The sequence below is a fragment of the Mycolicibacterium diernhoferi genome (genome assembly GCF_019456655.1).
Classification (GTDB): Bacteria; Actinomycetota; Actinomycetes; order Mycobacteriales; family Mycobacteriaceae; genus Mycobacterium; species Mycobacterium diernhoferi.
The window spans coordinates 1,256,261-1,272,030 of sequence record NZ_CP080332.1 but is presented as its reverse complement, the minus strand read 5'-3'; the positions used below and the strand labels follow the sequence as shown (position 1 = coordinate 1,272,030).

Genomic DNA, 15,770 nt, shown 5'->3' with positions numbered 1-15,770 from the left:
GACACGCCCGAACGCGACATCGGGCCCGGAATGCACGAACCCCCGGTCACCGTGGACACGGTCACCGGGGGTCCGATAGCAGCTGAAGGCTTCTCTTACTTCGCCTTCTCGAGAATCTCGACCAGACGCCAGCGCTTGGTCGCCGAGGTCGGACGGGTCTCCATCAGCGAGACGCGGTCGCCGATGCCGGCGTCGCCGTTCTCGTCGTGCGCCTTGACCTTCGAGGTGGTCCGGATGATCTTGCCGTAGAGCGGGTGGCTCTTGCGCGACTCCAGCTCGACCACGATGGTCTTTTCCATCTTGTCGCTCACCACGTAGCCGATGGCCGTCTTACGACGCCCGCGCGGCTTCTCGGTGGCCGGGGTGTGGTTGGGGCCTTTGGTATCTGCCATTTTTACGAATCCTCACCAACGGGTCCGGCGGCCAGACCCAGTTCACGTTCACGCAGCACGGTGTAGACCCGTGCGATCTCGTGGCGCACGACACGCAGGCGCCGGTTATTGGTCAGCTGACCGGTCGCCATCTGGAAGCGCAGGTTGAACAGCTCTTCCTTCGATTCGCGCAGGCGAGTGGTGAGCTCCTCTTCGGTGAGCTCACGCAGTTCGCCAGGCGTAACTCCCACTGCCATCAGAACTGCTCCTCTCGAGTCACGATGCGTGCCTTGATCGGCAACTTGTGGATTGCGCGGGTGAGCGCGTCACGCGCGATCTTCTCATCCGGGTAGCTCAGCTCGAACAGCACACGTCCGGGCTTCACGTTGGCCACCCACCACTCCGGCGAACCCTTACCGGAACCCATGCGGGTCTCGGCGGGCTTCTTGGTCAGCGGGCGGTCCGGGAAGATGTTGATCCACACCTTGCCGCCACGCTTGATGTGCCGGTTGATGGCGATACGAGCGGACTCGATCTGCCGGTTGGTGATGTAGGCGTGCTCCAGTGCCTGGATGCCGTAGTCACCAAAGCTCACCGAGGTGCCGCCGCTGGCGGTGCCACGCTGCTTGGGGTGATGCTGCTTGCGGTGCTTGACCCTGCGGGGAATCAGCATGTTTAGCTCTCCGTGCTCTCTGCGGGCGCCTCGGCTGCTGCCGGGGTGCCCGCCGTGTCATCGCTGGCAGCCCGGCCGGCCTCGGTGCTCGTCGCGGTGGTACCCGACGCGCCACTGCGGCGCGGGCGGGTGCCCGACGGACGGTCACGACGCGGACGGTCGGCGGCCGGCGCGGCGGCAGTCAGCTCACGCTTGCCACCGACGATGTCGCCCTTGTAGATCCAGACCTTCACGCCGATCCGGCCGAAGGTGGTCTTGGCCTCGTAGAGGCCGTAGTCGATGTCCGCACGCAGCGTGTGCAGCGGCACTCGACCTTCGCGGTAGAACTCCGAACGGCTCATCTCAGCACCGCCGAGGCGACCCGAGCACTGCACCCGGATGCCCTTGACGTTGGGCTGACGCATCGCCGACTGGATCGCCTTGCGCATCGCGCGGCGGAACGCCACACGGTTCGAAAGCTGCTCGGCGACACCCTGAGCCACCAGCTGGGCGACCGACTCGGGGCTCTTCACCTCGAGGATGTTCAGCTGGACCTGCTTCTTGGTCAGCTTCTCCAGGTCGGTGCGGATGCGGTCCGCCTCGGTGCCACGGCGACCGATGACGATGCCCGGACGCGCGGTGTGGATATCCACGCGGACCCGGTCACGGGTGCGCTCGATCTCCACATCGGCGATGCCGGCGCGCTCCAGGCCGGTGGCCAGCAGGCGACGGATCGCGACGTCTTCCTTCACGTAGTCCGCGTACTGCTTGTCGGCATACCACCGGGACTTCCAGTCGGTGGTGATGCCGAGCCGGAAGCCGTGCGGGTTGATTTTCTGGCCCACTACTCCGAGCCCTCCTTCGAATCGGTGGCCTTGGCTTCCACAGCTTTCGCGGAAGCAGCCTTGCTGGCCTGAGCGCGACGGCTGCGCGCGGAAGCCCCGGCGGCACCCTTCTGCTTGGGCGGACGGCTCTCCACGATCACGGTGATGTGGCTGCTGCGCTTGCGGATGCGGAACGCGCGCCCCTGGGCGCGCGGCCGGATGCGCTTGGCGGTCGGGCCACCGTCGGCGTAGATCGTCGCGACCACGAGGGTCGAGGGATCCAGGCCGTCGTTGTTCTGCGCGTTGGCGGCCGCACTGGCGATCACCTTGGCGATGGTGGTGCTGGCGTCCTGCGGTGCCCACCGCAGGATGTCGAGCGCCTCGGCCACGGACTTGCCGCGGACCAGGTCGATGACCCGGCGTGCCTTGGTCGGCGAGAACGGCACGAAGCGTGCCACCGCCTTCGCGGACGGATATTCAATCGTCGTAGTCATTACCGGCGCTTCGCCTTCCGGTCATCCTTGATGTGACCCTTGAACGTACGGGTGGGCGCGAACTCGCCCAGCTTGTGGCCGACCATGGCCTCGGTGACGAACACCGGCACGTGCTTGCGACCGTCGTGGACGGCGAAGGTGTGGCCGATGAAGTCGGGAATGATGGTCGAACGGCGCGACCAGGTCTTGATGACCTGCTTGGTGTTCTTCTCGTTCTGGACGTCGACCTTCTTCAAGAGATGGTCGTCGACGAACGGGCCCTTCTTCAGGCTGCGTGGCATCGCTTTACTCCCTAGCGCTTCTTGCCGGTGCGCCGGCGACGGACGATGAGCTTGTCGCTCGCCTTGTTGGGCTTGCGGGTGCGGCCCTCGGGCTTGCCCCACGGGCTCACCGGGTGGCGGCCACCGGAGGTCTTACCCTCACCACCGCCGTGCGGATGGTCGACCGGGTTCATCACGACACCACGGACGGTGGGGCGCTTGCCCTTCCACCGCATACGGCCGGCTTTACCCCAGTTGATGTTGGCCTGCTCGGCGTTGCCGACCTCGCCGACGGTGGCGCGGCAGCGCACATCGACGCGACGGATTTCACCGGACGGCATACGCAGCGTGGCGTAGGAGCCTTCCTTGCCGAGCAGCTGGATGCTGACACCGGCCGAGCGGGCCAGCTTGGCCCCGCCACCGGGACGCAGCTCCACGGCGTGGATGACGGTACCGGCCGGGATGTTGCGCAGCGGCAGGTTGTTACCCGGCTTGATGTCGGCGTTGGCGCCCGACTCCACGATGGCGCCCTGCTTCAGACCCTGCGGCGCGATGATGTAGCGCTTCTCGCCGTCCAGGTAGTGCAGCAGCGCGATGTTCGCGGTGCGGTTGGGGTCGTACTCGATGTGAGCGACCTTGGCGTCGACACCGTCCTTGTCGTGGCGACGGAAATCGATCAGGCGGTAGGCACGCTTGTGCCCGCCACCCTTGTGCCGCGTGGTGATGCGGCCGTGCGCGTTACGTCCACCCGTGCCGTGCAGCGGACGAACCAGCGACTTCTCCGGATGGTCGCGAGTGATCTCGGCGAAATCGGAGACGCTGGCACCGCGACGACCGGGGGTCGTCGGCTTGTACTTGCGAATTGCCATTTCTTAGTTCCTGAGTCTCTCTGCCCGCCGTTAGGCCGGCGCTCCGAACAAGTCGATCGGCTTGCTGCCCGCGGCCAGGGTCACGATGGCGCGCTTGGTGCTCTTGCGCGTGCCGTAGCCACTGCGGGTCCGCTTGCGCTTGCCGTTGCGGTTGAGCGTGTTCACCGAGTCGACCTTCACGGAGAAGATCTTCTCGATCGCGATCTTGATCTGCGTCTTGTTCGAGTCCGGGTGCACGACGAACGTGTACACGTTGTCCTCGATCAGCGAGTACGACTTCTCCGAGATGACCGGGGCCAGGATGATGTCGCGGGGGTCAGTCACGGTCGCCATCAGGCTGACACCTCCTGCTTGGTATTGGAGCTGATGTACGCATCCAGTGCCTCGACGCTGAAGATCACGTCGTCGGCGTGCAGCACGTCGTACGCGTTGAGCTGGTCCGCCGGGAGAACATGAACGTTCGGCAGGTTGCGCACGCTCTTGGCGCCGACCTCATCGCTACGGCCGATGACGATCAGGATGTTCTTGTTGGTGGTCAGGCTCTCCAGGAACGCCTTCGCCGCCTTGGTCGACGGGGCCTGCCCGCTGACCAGTTCGGTGATTGCGTGGATGCGGTCGTTGCGCGCCCGGTCCGAGAGCGCCCCGCGGGTGGCGGCGGCGATCATCTTCTTGGGGGTGCGCTCGCTGTAGTCACGCGGCTTCGGGCCGTGCACGACGCCACCACCGGTGAACTGCGGTGCGCGGGTCGAACCCTGACGGGCGCGGCCGGTGCCCTTCTGGCGGTACGGCTTCTTGCCGCCACCGGACACCTCTGCGCGTGTCTTGGCCGAGTGCGTGCCCTGACGCTTGGCGGCCAGCTGCGCGGTCACGACCTGATGCAGCAGCGCAATGTTGGGTTCCACATCGAAGAGGGCAGCAGGAAGTTCTACAGAACCGTCCTTCTTGCCATCCGGAGTGTGAACGTCAAGCTTGAGAGCCATTACTTCTCACCTCGTTTGATCGCGGTGCGGACCACGACGAGTCCACCGTTGCGCCCGGGGACGGCGCCCTTGATCAGCAGCACGCCGTTCTCGGCATCGACCTTGTGGACCTTCAGGTTCTGGGTGGTGACGCGGTCACTACCCATGCGACCCGACATGCGGGTGCCCTTGAAGACGCGGCCCGGGGTGGCGCAGCCACCGATGGAGCCGGGACGACGGTGCACGGCCTGTGCACCGTGGCTGGCGCCCTGACCGGCGAAGCCGTGGCGCTTCATGGTGCCGGCGAAGCCCTTGCCCTTGCTGGTGCCGGTCACGTCGACGTAAGCGCCGTCGGCGAAGATCTCGGCGGTCAGCTCCTGGCCGACTTCGTACTCACCGGCGGCGGCCTCGTCATCGAGCCGGAGCTCGGCGAGGTGGCGGCGCGGGTTCACGCCGGCGGCGGCGAACTGACCGGCAACCGGCTTGTTCACCTTGCGCGGGCTGATCTCGCCGTAGGCGAGCTGCACGGCGCTGTAGCCGTCGCGTTCCGGCGTCCGGATGCGCGTCACAACGTTCGGGCCGGCCTTGACGACCGTGACCGGGACGACCTTGTTGTTCTCGTCGAACACCTGCGTCATGCCCAGCTTCGTGCCCAAAATGCCTTTTCTAGCCATTTCTCGGGTATCTCCTACTGGATATTGACGTCGACACTGGCCGGCAGATCGATGCGCATCAAGGCGTCAACGGTCTTCGGCGTCGGGTCGAGGATGTCGATAAGGCGCTTGTGGGTCCGCATTTCGAAATGCTCCCGCGAGTCCTTGTACTTATGTGGGGACCGGATAACGCAGTACACGTTCTTCTCGGTCGGCAGCGGCACCGGGCCGACCACGCTTGCTCCCGTACGGGTGACCGTCTCAACGATCTTGCGCGCCGAGGCGTCAATAGCCTCATGGTCGTAGGCCTTGAGCCTGATGCGGATCTTCTGTCCCGCCACGCTTCTCCTACCTCACTACTAGCGGGCCCATGGTTGGGCCCCTTGTCCTGGTCTGGCCAGTGCACGCGCCCGGTATCCCGGTGCGCGCGCAGGCTGTGCCGCCGCTGTTTACCTGTCTCTGGTTCACCGACCCCCGCGCTCGGGTGTGTCGCCCTTACGCACATTCGTCCGCGTCGATAAATTGTCGCGATCGAGGTAGGGACCGGGTGCGCCCGTCAAGGGCGCCGGTCGGATGCCCGCGGCCGGGAGAACCCGGCTCAAGGCAACCCGAACAGTATGCCTCAGATCGCGGCGTCCTCCAAATTCCCATTTGAGCAGCTTGGAGGCTCACCGACGCAGTGCCGAACAGGGGGCATATCCCGCTCGCGAGGGTACCCAGAACTGCCTCTTTTTCCGACGTCATCGGAGAGGGTTTGCGGCCGGTCGGCGGCTGCGGCCGGGATCCACCCGATCTTACTCGCGAGTAAGATCGGCCCGATGTCACAGAGTCCGACCTACCGCGCCTGGCAGCAGTTGTCGACGAAGCCGCTGGGCAGCCGGCTGTTCTCGGCGGCGGCCATGGCGCGGGTCCCCTATTTCACCTCGGTTCTGCCCCACGTGGTGCTGATGGAACCGGGCCGCGCCGAGGTCACGGTGCCGAAGTGGTTCTACGTCCACAACCACCTGCACACCGTGCACGCCATCGCCTCGTGCAACGCGGCCGAGGTGGCGATGGGCATGGCGATGGAGGCCACCGTGCCCACCAGCCACCGCTGGATCCCGAAGGGTATGACGGTGCAGTACCTGGCCAAGGCGACCAGCTCATTGCGCGCGGTGGCCGAGTTCACCCCACCGGACTTCGACGCCGTCACCGAGGGAACCGAGGTGGTGGTGCCGGTCGCGATCACCGACCGGGACGGCACCGAGGTCGTGCACGCCGACATCACCTGCTGGGTGACGCCGGCCTGACCCTCGCGCTCAGCGGGTGATCTCGTCCCAGAACTCGCACTGATGCTGCGTGCCGAAGTCGGTCACCACCCGACTGCCGTCGGGTCGCAGCGACATCCACGGACCGGCACCGCTGACCGCCGGCCATTCCGGCGCCCCGGGCGCGGTGGGCACTCCGTCGGTCACGAAACTCGCCCAGTAGTCGATCATCTGGTTCGACAACTCCTGCTGAGCGGGGTTCAGCGGCGGTGCACCGCCGACGTCGAACAGATAACGCAGTTCCAGGGAGTGGCTGGCCCCGACCGGAAAGGGCAAGTTGCGCATGGGTTCCGGGGTCGGCGGGTTCGGGTCGTTGAACTCGTAGGCGTACACGTCGTTGACGGTGGCCAGTTCGGCCGCCATCGAGTCGGCCACGCAGGAGAACACGCCGTCGGTCACCGCCGCCGCGTACGCCGACGCCGCACTGCCGCCGTACCGGTCCAACGGATATCGGGCGCCGACGGCCGCCGCGTGGGGACCGAACGTGTCCGCCAGCAGTTCGGGATATTCACCGGCCGCGTACTGCCGGGCCTGCCGCAGATACTGCAGCGCGGTGAACAGGGTGAACTCGTCGCGGTTGCTGCCGATCAGCACGGGCACGTCGGCGCCCCGCCCGTCCCGCAGGGCGACCATCGGATCCTCGGGCAGGACGGTCGTGCCGTACACCGGACCGCTGAGCGTGTCCTCGCCGATCCGGTGGTACCACACCGGGTTTCGCAGTTTGTAGTCCGGCAGCGCGCGCAGGCAGGCCGCGGCGGTCACGGGATCACCGCAACCGACTTCGCGCGCATAGTCCTCGCTGATACGTTCGACCTCCGGCAGCGCCAGCTGCGCCTGGCACGGTGCGCTCTGGATGATCGCCGCGCGGAACAGCCCCTGGGAGTCCGGCGCGACCAGGTGATCGCAGACCGACATGCCGCCCGCGGACTCCCCCGCGATGGTCACCTTGTCCGGGTCGCCGCCGAAGGCCGCGATGTTGTCGCGCACCCAGCGCAGCGCGGCCTGCTGGTCGGCCAGCCCGTAGTTGCCGACCGCCCCGGCCGGTCCGAGCGCCGGGTGGGCCAGGAACCCGAGCGCGCCGAGCCGGTAGTTGAGCGTGACGACGATGATGTCGCCGCGGTCGACGAACCAGCGCGAGTCGTACATCGCGCCGTTGCCGTTGACGAACGCGCCGCCGTGCAACCACACCATCACCGGGCGGAGTTCATCGGCCGGCGGCGGCGTCCAGACATTGAGGGTCAGGCAGTCCTCGTCGGTCAGCCGGCCCGCCTCCGGCTCACTGTCCCCGTCCTGCACGCAGTGCGGCCCGATCTTGGTCGCGTCACGCACTCCGGTCCAGGGCACCGCCGGCTGCGGTGGTTGCCAGCGCAACGGTCCCACCGGCGGGGCCGCGTACGGGATGCCGGCGAAATGCCGTTTGTCCAGGGTGGCCACGCCCTGCACCATTCCCAGGGTGGTGGTCACCACGGACGGGTCCGGGGGCAGCGAGACCGCGGAATCGGCACCGTCGCGACCACAGCCCACTACGAGCATCAAGACCATCAGCAGTGCCGGCACGCATCGGTCGAGACGGGACGCAGAGAGCACCGCACGAGCTTACTGACGAGAATTTCCCGCAATCCGGCCGTGCGGTCCTCGCCACCGCCGATCCGCTACGCGCTGCGGTGGCTCCGATCACCTACAGTGTCTTGACACCCGTCAAGTCTTGTCCGAGTGAGGTCTCATGAGCACACCTGTCATCAACGAAGCTGCCAAGGTGCTGGCCGAACCGAGGGCGTACGCAGAGGAGGCGCGGCTGTACGCCGCGCTGGCCCGGCTGCGGGCGGAAACCCCGGTGGCCTACGTCGATGCGCCCGGCTACTACCCCTTCTGGGCGATCACCAAGCATGCCGACGTGATGGCGATCGAGCGCGACAACGAGCTCTTCATCAACGCCCCGCGGCCGATGCTGATCACCAAGGAGAAGGACGATCTGGCCAAGGCCAACCTGGCCGCCGGCGGTGGCATCCGCACCCTGATCCACATGGATGACCCGCTGCACCGCGACATCCGCAAGATCGGTGCCGACTGGTTCCGCCCGAAGGCGATGCGCGCACTCAAGGAGCGCGTCGACGAGCTGGCCAAGGTCTACGTGGACAGGCTGGTCGAGAAGGGTCCGGAGTGCGACTTCGTCCAGGAGGTCGCGGTCAACTACCCGCTGTACGTGATCCTGTCGCTGCTCGGCCTGCCGGAGTCGGATTTCGACCGGATGCTCAAGCTGACCCAGGAGATGTTCGGCAATGACGACGATGAGTTGGGCCGCGGCGGCAAGTCCGCGGAGGAGCTCAGCGCCGTCATCCTGGACTTCTTCAACTACTTCACCAAGCTGACCGCCGACCGCCGGGCCAACCCCACCGAGGACCTGGCCTCGGCGATCGCCAACGCCAAGCTCGACGGTGAGTACCTCAACGACGTCGACTGCCTGTCGTACTACGTGATCGTCGCCAGCGCGGGCCACGACACCACCAGCGCGGCCATCTCCGGCGGCCTGCTGGCCCTGACCGAGAACCCGGATCAGCTGGCGCGCCTCAAGAACGACATGGGCCTGATGCCGCTCGCGACCGAGGAGATCATCCGCTGGACCGCTCCGGTCAAGGAGTTCATGCGCACCGCCACCCGCGACACCGAGGTGCGCGGCGTGCCGATCAAGGAGGGCGAGTCGGTCCTGCTGTCCTACGTCTCGGCCAACCGGGACGAGGAGATCTTCGCCGATCCGGACAAGTTCGACGTCGCCCGCGACCCGAACAAGCACCTGTCCTTCGGCTACGGCGTGCACTTCTGCCTGGGCGCCGCGCTGGCCCGGATGGAGATCAACAGCTTCTTCACCGAGCTGATCCCCCGCCTGGAGTCCATCGAGCTGGCCGGGGACCCGAAGTTCATGGCGACGACGTTCGTCGGCGGACTCAAGCACCTGCCGATCCGCTACTCGGTGCGCTGACCGACGGGCTGTGTGCCGGAACCGATTCCGGCACATGATGTGGCACTCCTCACATAGACTGAACTTGACGCCCGTCAAGAACTGCCTGTGTGAGGAGTCCCATGAGCGCGCCCACCATGGATGAAGCGGCCAAGGTTTTCGTCGACCCCGCCGCTTACGCCGATGACGCCCGGCTGCACGCGGCCCTGACTCATCTGCGGGCCCATCAGCCGGTGGCACGGGTGGAGTCGCAGCACTATCGCCCGTTCTGGGCGGTCACCAAGCACGCCGACATCATGGCGATCGAGCGCGACAACAACCTGTGGCTGTCCGAACCCCGGCCGCTGCTGGCCACCGCAGCGGCCGACGATCTCGGCAAGCAGCAGCTCGAGGCCGGCATGGGCTTGCGCACCCTGATCCACATGGACGATCCGCACCACCGGGACGTCCGCAAGATCGGCGCGGACTGGTTCCGCCCCAAGGCCATGCGCGATCTCAAGGTCCGCGTCGACGAGCTCGCCAAGCGGTACGTCGACAAGATGCGCGACATCGGCCCGGAATGCGATTTCGTCACCGACATCGCGGTGCACTTCCCGCTGTACGTCATCATGTCGCTGCTGGGTCTGCCCGAGGAGGACTTTCCCCGCATGCACCAGCTCACCCAGGAGATGTTCGGCGGGGACGACGAGGAGTACAACAAGCGCGGCAAGTCGCCCGAGGAGCAACTGGCGATCCTGATCGACTTCTTCACCTACTTCGGCCAGCTGACCGCGTCGCGGCGAGCACAGCCCACCGACGATCTGGCCTCGGCGATCGCCAACGGCCGCATCGACGATGAGCCACTGTCGGATGTCGACACCGCCTCCTACTACGTGATCGTCGCCAGCGCCGGCCACGACACCACCAAGGACGCCATCTCCGGCGGGCTGCTCGCGCTGATCGAGAACCCCGATCAGCGCGACCGGTTGCGCCGGGACCCCGAGTTGATGGGCACCGCGGTCGAGGAGATGATCCGGTGGACGACGCCGGTCAAGGAGTTCATGCGCACCGCCGCCGAGGACACCGAGGTGCGTGGTGTACCGATCAAGAAGGGCGAATCCGTCTATCTTGCTTACGTTTCGGGCAACCGGGACGAGGAGGTCTTCGAGAACCCGTTCCGCTTCGACGTCGGCCGCGACCCCAACAAGCACGTCGCGTTCGGCTACGGCGTGCACTTCTGCCTGGGCGCCGCGCTGGCCCGGATGGAGATGAACAGCCTGTTCTCCGAACTGATCCCGCGGCTGGAGTCCATCGAGCTGGCCGGCGCGCCGCAATTGGCGGCCACCACCTTCGTCGGCGGGCTCAAGCATCTGCCGATCCGGTACACGATCAGATAGCCCGATCCCGGGGACTAAAGTCCTCAGTCCTTTCGAAACCCTTTCCGCGCGCAACGATATGGCGCACACTTTCCCATGACACCTGTCAAGTTCTCTCCGTCGCAAGGAGTTCCACGTGAGCACGCCGACCATCCACCGCCACTCCAGCGAGCACGGCCGGGTGCTGGCGGAACCCGTCGCCTACACCGACAATGACCGGCTGCACAGCTCACTGGCCTGGCTGCGCGCCAATCAGCCGGTGACCTGGGTCGACGTTCCGCCGTACCGCCCCTTCTGGGCCGTGACCAAGCACGCCGACATCATGGCGATCGAGCGCGACAACGAACTCTGGCTCAGCGAGCCGCGCCCGCTGCTGCTGCAGGCCGAGGTCGAGGACCGGGTCAAGGCCGATCAGGAGGCCGGCGTCGGTCTGCGCACGCTGATCCACATGGATGATCCGCATCATCGCGACATCCGCAAGATCGGTGTGGATTGGTTCCGCCCCAAGGCCATGCGCGATCTCAAGGTACGCGTCGACGAACTGGCCAAGCGCTATGTCGACCGGATGGCCGAGATCGGTCCGGAGTGCGACTTCGTCACCGAGGTCGCGATCAACTTCCCGCTGTACGTCATCCTCTCGCTGCTCGGCCTGCCCGAGGAGGATTTCCCGCGGATGCTCAAGCTGACTCAGGAGATGTTCGGCGGCGAGGACGCCGAGCATCAACGCGGTGAGGGCGGCACAGAAGACATCATGGCCGTGCTGTTGGACTTCTTCACCTACTTCTCGGCCCTGACCGCGTCACGGCGCGCCAACCCCACCGACGACCTGGCCTCGGCGATCGCCAACGGCCGGATCAACGGTGAGCTGATGTCGGATATGGACACACTGTCCTATTACGTCATCGTCGCCAGCGCCGGCCATGACACCACCAAGGACGCCATCTCCGGTGGGCTGTGCGCGCTGGTCGAGCACCCCGATCAGCTGGCCCGGCTCAAGGCGCATCCGGACCTGATGGGCACCGCGGTCGAGGAAATGATCCGCTGGTCCACCCCGGTCAAGGAGTTCATGCGGACCGCCACCCGCGACACCGAGGTACGCGGCGTGCCGATCCCCAAGGGCGAGTCCGTGCTGCTGTCCTATGTTTCGGCCAACCGCGACGAGGACATCTTCGAGAACCCCTTCACGTTCGATGTCGCCCGTGACCCCAACAAGCACCTGTCCTTCGGTTACGGCGTGCACTTCTGCCTGGGCGCCGCGCTGGCCCGGATGGAGCTGAACAGCCTGTTCACCGAGCTGGTGCCGCGGTTGGAGTCCATCGAACTGGCGGGCGTGCCGGAGTACTCGGCCACCACCTTCGTCGGCGGCCTCAAGCACCTGCCGATCCGGTACTCGCTGCGCTAGCTAGCGGCACCCGGCGCCCGGGCGGTTCAGGAGGCCAGGAACTCCGCCGCGCGGTGCCCGATCATCGCGATGGTGGCGTGCGGACCCCGAGATGGCGGCACCGGCATGATCGACCCGTCGACCACCCACAAGCCGTCGACCCCGCGCACCCGGCACTGCGGATCGAGGACCGTCCCCAGCGGGGCCGTCCCGCACAGATGTTGGGTGGTCGACCAGTTCGCTTCGCGGTCAACGACTCCGGCGATCTCGCGGGCCAGCGCGGCGCCGCGCTCCAGCGCGCCGACGTCCTCGGCGACGGTGTCGTAGTGATGCTCGATACGCGGGGGTACCGCGATATCGGCCGAGTGCACGGTGAGGCGCCCGCGCGCTCGCGGCCGCATGAGGGCCACCCCGATGTGCGGGGGGTCCGACGGCGACTCCCCGGTCATCTGCGCAAAACCCGTTGTGTACAAACGGATCTCCACACCATCCACCGACAGGGCCGCCTCCAGCGGAGTCCGCCCGCCGGTCGCAGGCCAGTCGACCGGGAGCACCCATTCCGGATGGTCACCGAACTGCGCGCCGACCGGCAGGTCGGCCTGCACCGCGATCCCGGCCGCGGTCAGTACGTCCGCCGGGCCGCATCCGGACACCATCAGCAGCTGTGCGGTACCGATCGCACCCGCGCACAGCACGATCCGTTCGGCGATGTGGCGCACCGGGCCCGCCGGCCCATGCGCATCCACGCCGACCGCACGCTGCCCGGAGAAGAGGATCCGCTGCACCCGGGTGCCCGGGTGCACGCTCAGGTTCGGCCGGGTCAACGCGGGACGCAGGAACGCCACTCCCGGGCCGATCCTGGCGCCGCCCTCGACATTGAGCGGCAACGCACCGATCCCCTCGAAGGGGCCCCCGCCGTTGAGGTCGTCGATCCAACCGAACCCGACGCCCAGCACGCGGTGGACGAATTGTTCTGTACCGGCGCTGAATTCGCGGACCCGTCGGACCGGGATCGGCCCGTCGGCACCGTGTAGCGGCCCGGTGAAGTCCAGATCGGTCTCGATCGCCCGGAAGTGCGGCAGCACGTCGGCCCAGGACCAGCCGGGGATCGCCCAGCCGTCGAAATCCGCGGGCAGCCCGCGGCAGAAGTAGCTGCCGTTGATCGCACCGGACCCGCCCACCACGGCGCCGCGCACCAGCTCCACTTCCCGGCGCGGTTCCCCGGTCAGCACCGCGGGGTAGCGCGCGGCCACCGCACTGTCGGGTCCGATCGGCACCAGATGGGCATCGCCCGGCCGTGACGGGAGGGCTTGCGGACCCGCTTCCAAGACCACCACGCGGCGGTCGGCATCCACGGAAAGGCGTTCGGCCAGAACCGAACCAGCGCTGCCGGCACCGATGATCAGGACGTCACTGCGGACGACGTCGAGGGCTAGCACCGCCGAGGATCAGCTTCGGATCTGCGGTTTGAGGGCCCCGATGTGGCGTTCGCGCAGCACACCGGTCCACAGCCCCAGCCCGTAGGCGGCGTCGTCGAGGCGCTTGAGCATCAGGTAGCTCAGCGGCCCGACCCGGTGCTCGTCCTCGGTGCCGTGCCGGCGTTTCGCCCAGTCGGCCAGCCCGTCGAGCACCGAGGCGGCCAGCACCACCTGCCGGCAGCGCGGGAACACCACGGCCAGCACCAGCGTCACCGGCCAGTAATGCCGGCAGATCGCGGCGGCCACCTGCAGCGCCGCGCCCCACACCCCGTGGGCAGCCACCGCGGCCACCTCCCGGCGCCCGGTCTCCGTGGACTCCAGCGACCCGGCGATCCGCTTGCCGAACAGCACCGCGACCACCGCGGCGAGGAAGTACCCCACCCGGGACCGGGTGGCCACCAGGAACCACAGCAGCAGCATCCAGCGCGACACCACCATCGGCGCGGTCTTGCCCGGGTGCCGCACGGCCAGCGGAGCCGCCGACTGTCCGTAGAAAGCCTTGCGCTGGAACCACTCCCGCAGCCGGGTGCGGTGTTCGTGGCCGACCAGCGCGATCGGTTCGTAGCGCAGCCGGGCCCCGGCCTCCACCAGCCGCCAGCACAGGTCGACGTCCTCGCCGGACCGCAGCGTCTCGTCGAAGCCACTCACCTCGGTCAGTGCGCTGCGCCGGCAGATGATGGCCGCACTCGGCACATAGGAGACCGGGCCGTAAGGCACCACCGGCGCCTCCCGCATCCCCAGGTCCAGCGACGAGCGCACCGCCTCATACCGGGCCACCAGGTTCTCCGGCTCGCGCAGGCTCACGATCCGGGGCGCCACCAGCGCCACGGCCGGATCGCAGAAGTGCCCGAGGAGCGCCTCCAGCCAGCCGCGCCGGGGCACCACATCGGAGTCCAGGAAGCCCACGAAGTCGGTGTCGCAGGCCCGCAGGCCGGTGTTGCGGGCGGCCGCCGGGCCCCGGCTGCGGGGGTGCCGCAGCACCCGCACGTCGCAGAGCGCGCCGTCGAAGTCGGACACCTGCAGCGGTTCGGCGGACCCGTCGTCGACCACCACCACCTTCATCCCGCGCAGCGACCGGACCAGCCTGCTCACACCGATCACGTTGTCGCGCACAGGAATGACCACGGTCACGTCATGGTGCGACGGCCCGCAGGGCGGCCGCGGATGCGCGACGGTGGCGTCCAGCAGGGTGCGTGCCAACTGCGCGGACAGTGCGTCGTGCACCTCGAGGCGGCCACCGTCGATCATGGTCTGGGCGACCGGCGCCAGCCGCAGCAGCCGGGTCGGCGAGCCGCCCAGCAATGCCGACCCCGAACCCAGCACCTTCACCCTGCGGTCCACCTGAATGGCGAATCCGTCCGGAAGCCGCGGCCCCGTCATGCCAGCATCCCGCGCCCGTTCGGAGTCCAGGCCAGCACGCGACGGACGCATCCATCGACCATGTCGGCGAAATACCGCTGCCCGTTGGCAGCGGTGGCCGTCGTCGGATCCCCGAGGATCCCGACGGCGCTGACCGCGGCGACCCCACCGGCACGCAGGGCGGGCATCAGGTCGACCAGTGGCGCGCTGTTTCCGGCCACCACCGCCTCGCTGCGCACGACGTCGGGTGAAATATGTAGCAAAACAGACGTTTCGGTATGCCCGGCGTGCGCATCCGCGCCCGCCACCATGCACGATGTCCAGCCGACGTCGCGGCCCTCGGCACGCAGCAGGGCCACCGCCTCGGCCAGCGCCTCCACATTGCCGCCGTGACCGTTGACGAAGACCAGCCGCGGCGTCCAGTTACACGCCGAGCGGCCGTACTCCAGCAGCAGCAACCGCAGGGCCGCAGTTCCGATGGACACGGTGCCGGCGAACCCCTCGTGTTCTCCGCTGGCCCCGTAGCCGAGCGCCGGCGCCAGCAGCCAGTCCGCGCCCAGGCGGGCGGCTGTGGCCCGGGCCACGGCGGTCGCAATCCGGGTGTCGGTGTCCAGCGGGAGGTGCGGTCCGTGTTGCTCGGTCGACCCGAGCGGCACCAGGAGCGCCGGATGCCCGACAGCTGACGTGCCGAGCAGTCCACTCGACGTCATGCTGCCGAGTTCCCCGGGTGTAGGCACCCGCCGATGGTAGGCCGAATTCACCTGGCATGCACCGATTGTTGGCGCATGCGAAGCAATTGATTTCCGCGGTGTCCGTCACTCGGCGGACAACCGGTCACGCCCGTCACGTCAG

At 67.6% G+C, this 15,770-nt stretch carries 19 protein-coding genes; 4 read left to right on the top strand and 15 right to left on the bottom strand.

What is annotated here, in order from left to right; translation table 11 throughout:
• Positions 1-95: 95 nt before the first annotated feature.
• Genes rpsQ through rpsJ form a run of 11 tightly spaced genes read right to left on the bottom strand, consistent with a single transcriptional unit; the run spans position 96 to position 5,423 of the window.
• The gene (gene rpsQ, locus K0O62_RS06070; protein WP_073856307.1) at positions 96-392 is read right to left on the bottom strand and encodes a 30S ribosomal protein S17; all 297 of its coding nucleotides are present in this window, start codon (positions 390-392) and stop codon (positions 96-98) included.
• A 2-nt stretch (positions 393-394) separates the two neighbouring features.
• Positions 395-628, bottom strand: coding sequence for a 50S ribosomal protein L29 (gene rpmC / locus K0O62_RS06065; protein WP_073856306.1), 234 nt, complete (start codon positions 626-628; stop codon positions 395-397).
• Entirely contained in the window at positions 628-1,044 is a 417-nt protein-coding gene (rplP, locus tag K0O62_RS06060) for a 50S ribosomal protein L16 (RefSeq protein WP_019514051.1), read from the bottom strand. The genes rpmC and rplP overlap by 1 nt, the downstream gene beginning before the upstream one ends.
• 2 nt (positions 1,045-1,046) lie before the next feature.
• A complete protein-coding gene (rpsC, locus tag K0O62_RS06055; RefSeq protein WP_073856305.1) occupies positions 1,047-1,868 on the bottom strand; it encodes a 30S ribosomal protein S3 in 822 nt (273 codons plus the stop codon).
• Positions 1,868-2,341, bottom strand: coding sequence for a 50S ribosomal protein L22 (gene rplV / locus K0O62_RS06050; RefSeq protein WP_073856304.1), 474 nt, complete (start codon positions 2,339-2,341; stop codon positions 1,868-1,870). The genes rpsC and rplV overlap by 1 nt, the downstream gene beginning before the upstream one ends.
• Positions 2,341-2,622, bottom strand: a complete 282-nt coding sequence (gene rpsS / locus K0O62_RS06045; RefSeq protein WP_010908582.1) for a 30S ribosomal protein S19 — start codon at positions 2,620-2,622, stop codon at positions 2,341-2,343. Before rpsS ends, rplV begins: the two co-directional genes overlap by 1 nt.
• A gap of 11 nt (positions 2,623-2,633) precedes the next feature.
• Positions 2,634-3,470 carry a 50S ribosomal protein L2 gene (rplB, locus tag K0O62_RS06040; RefSeq protein ID WP_073856303.1) on the bottom strand — a complete coding sequence of 279 codons (837 nt, stop codon included), beginning with the start codon at positions 3,468-3,470 and terminating at the stop codon, positions 2,634-2,636.
• Between the two features lie 30 nt (positions 3,471-3,500).
• Positions 3,501-3,803, bottom strand: a complete 303-nt coding sequence (gene rplW / locus K0O62_RS06035) for a 50S ribosomal protein L23 (RefSeq protein WP_073856302.1) — start codon at positions 3,801-3,803, stop codon at positions 3,501-3,503.
• Positions 3,803-4,450 carry a 50S ribosomal protein L4 gene (gene rplD / locus K0O62_RS06030; RefSeq protein WP_073856301.1) on the bottom strand — a complete coding sequence of 216 codons (648 nt, stop codon included), beginning with the start codon at positions 4,448-4,450 and terminating at the stop codon, positions 3,803-3,805. Before rplD ends, rplW begins: the two co-directional genes overlap by 1 nt.
• Positions 4,450-5,103, bottom strand: a complete 654-nt coding sequence (rplC, locus tag K0O62_RS06025) for a 50S ribosomal protein L3 (RefSeq protein ID WP_073856300.1) — start codon at positions 5,101-5,103, stop codon at positions 4,450-4,452. Before rplC ends, rplD begins: the two co-directional genes overlap by 1 nt.
• 14 nt (positions 5,104-5,117) lie before the next feature.
• Positions 5,118-5,423, bottom strand: coding sequence for a 30S ribosomal protein S10 (rpsJ, locus tag K0O62_RS06020; RefSeq protein ID WP_003883485.1), 306 nt, complete (start codon positions 5,421-5,423; stop codon positions 5,118-5,120).
• A gap of 477 nt (positions 5,424-5,900) precedes the next feature.
• Here rpsJ and K0O62_RS06015 point away from each other — a divergent pair, with 477 nt between their 5' ends.
• Complete coding sequence (locus tag K0O62_RS06015) at positions 5,901-6,371, top strand: hotdog fold domain-containing protein (RefSeq protein ID WP_073856299.1); 471 nt, start codon at positions 5,901-5,903, stop codon at positions 6,369-6,371.
• Between the two features lie 9 nt (positions 6,372-6,380).
• Here the strand turns inward: K0O62_RS06015 and K0O62_RS06010 are convergent, their stop codons facing one another.
• Positions 6,381-7,931, bottom strand: coding sequence for a carboxylesterase/lipase family protein (locus K0O62_RS06010; RefSeq protein WP_073856537.1), 1,551 nt, complete (start codon positions 7,929-7,931; stop codon positions 6,381-6,383).
• 181 nt (positions 7,932-8,112) lie between these two features.
• On the opposite strand from K0O62_RS06010, the gene K0O62_RS06005 reads away from it, so the two are divergent.
• From K0O62_RS06005 to K0O62_RS05995, 3 genes are all read left to right on the top strand, one after another.
• Positions 8,113-9,366 (top strand): cytochrome P450, encoded by a 1,254-nt coding sequence (locus K0O62_RS06005; protein ID WP_073856298.1) that lies wholly within the window; start codon positions 8,113-8,115, stop codon positions 9,364-9,366.
• Positions 9,367-9,467: 101 nt separating this feature from the next.
• Positions 9,468-10,721: a cytochrome P450 gene (locus tag K0O62_RS06000; RefSeq protein ID WP_073856297.1), complete on the top strand. Its 1,254-nt coding sequence runs from the start codon at positions 9,468-9,470 to the stop codon at positions 10,719-10,721.
• 115 nt (positions 10,722-10,836) lie between these two features.
• Positions 10,837-12,102: a cytochrome P450 gene (locus tag K0O62_RS05995; RefSeq protein ID WP_073856296.1), complete on the top strand. Its 1,266-nt coding sequence runs from the start codon at positions 10,837-10,839 to the stop codon at positions 12,100-12,102.
• Positions 12,103-12,128: 26 nt separating this feature from the next.
• On the opposite strand, the gene mftG is transcribed toward K0O62_RS05995, so the two are convergent.
• From mftG to mftE, 3 genes are read right to left on the bottom strand one after another with little or no spacing between them, the layout of a single operon-like run.
• The gene (gene mftG / locus K0O62_RS05990) at positions 12,129-13,520 is read right to left on the bottom strand and encodes a mycofactocin dehydrogenase MftG (protein WP_073856295.1); all 1,392 of its coding nucleotides are present in this window, start codon (positions 13,518-13,520) and stop codon (positions 12,129-12,131) included.
• A 9-nt stretch (positions 13,521-13,529) separates the two neighbouring features.
• Positions 13,530-14,939: a mycofactocin biosynthesis glycosyltransferase MftF gene (gene mftF, locus K0O62_RS05985; RefSeq protein WP_073856294.1), complete on the bottom strand. Its 1,410-nt coding sequence runs from the start codon at positions 14,937-14,939 to the stop codon at positions 13,530-13,532.
• Positions 14,936-15,679, bottom strand: coding sequence for a mycofactocin biosynthesis peptidyl-dipeptidase MftE (gene mftE / locus K0O62_RS05980; protein WP_073856293.1), 744 nt, complete (start codon positions 15,677-15,679; stop codon positions 14,936-14,938). The genes mftF and mftE overlap by 4 nt, the downstream gene beginning before the upstream one ends.
• Between the last annotated feature and the right edge of the window lie 91 nt (positions 15,680-15,770).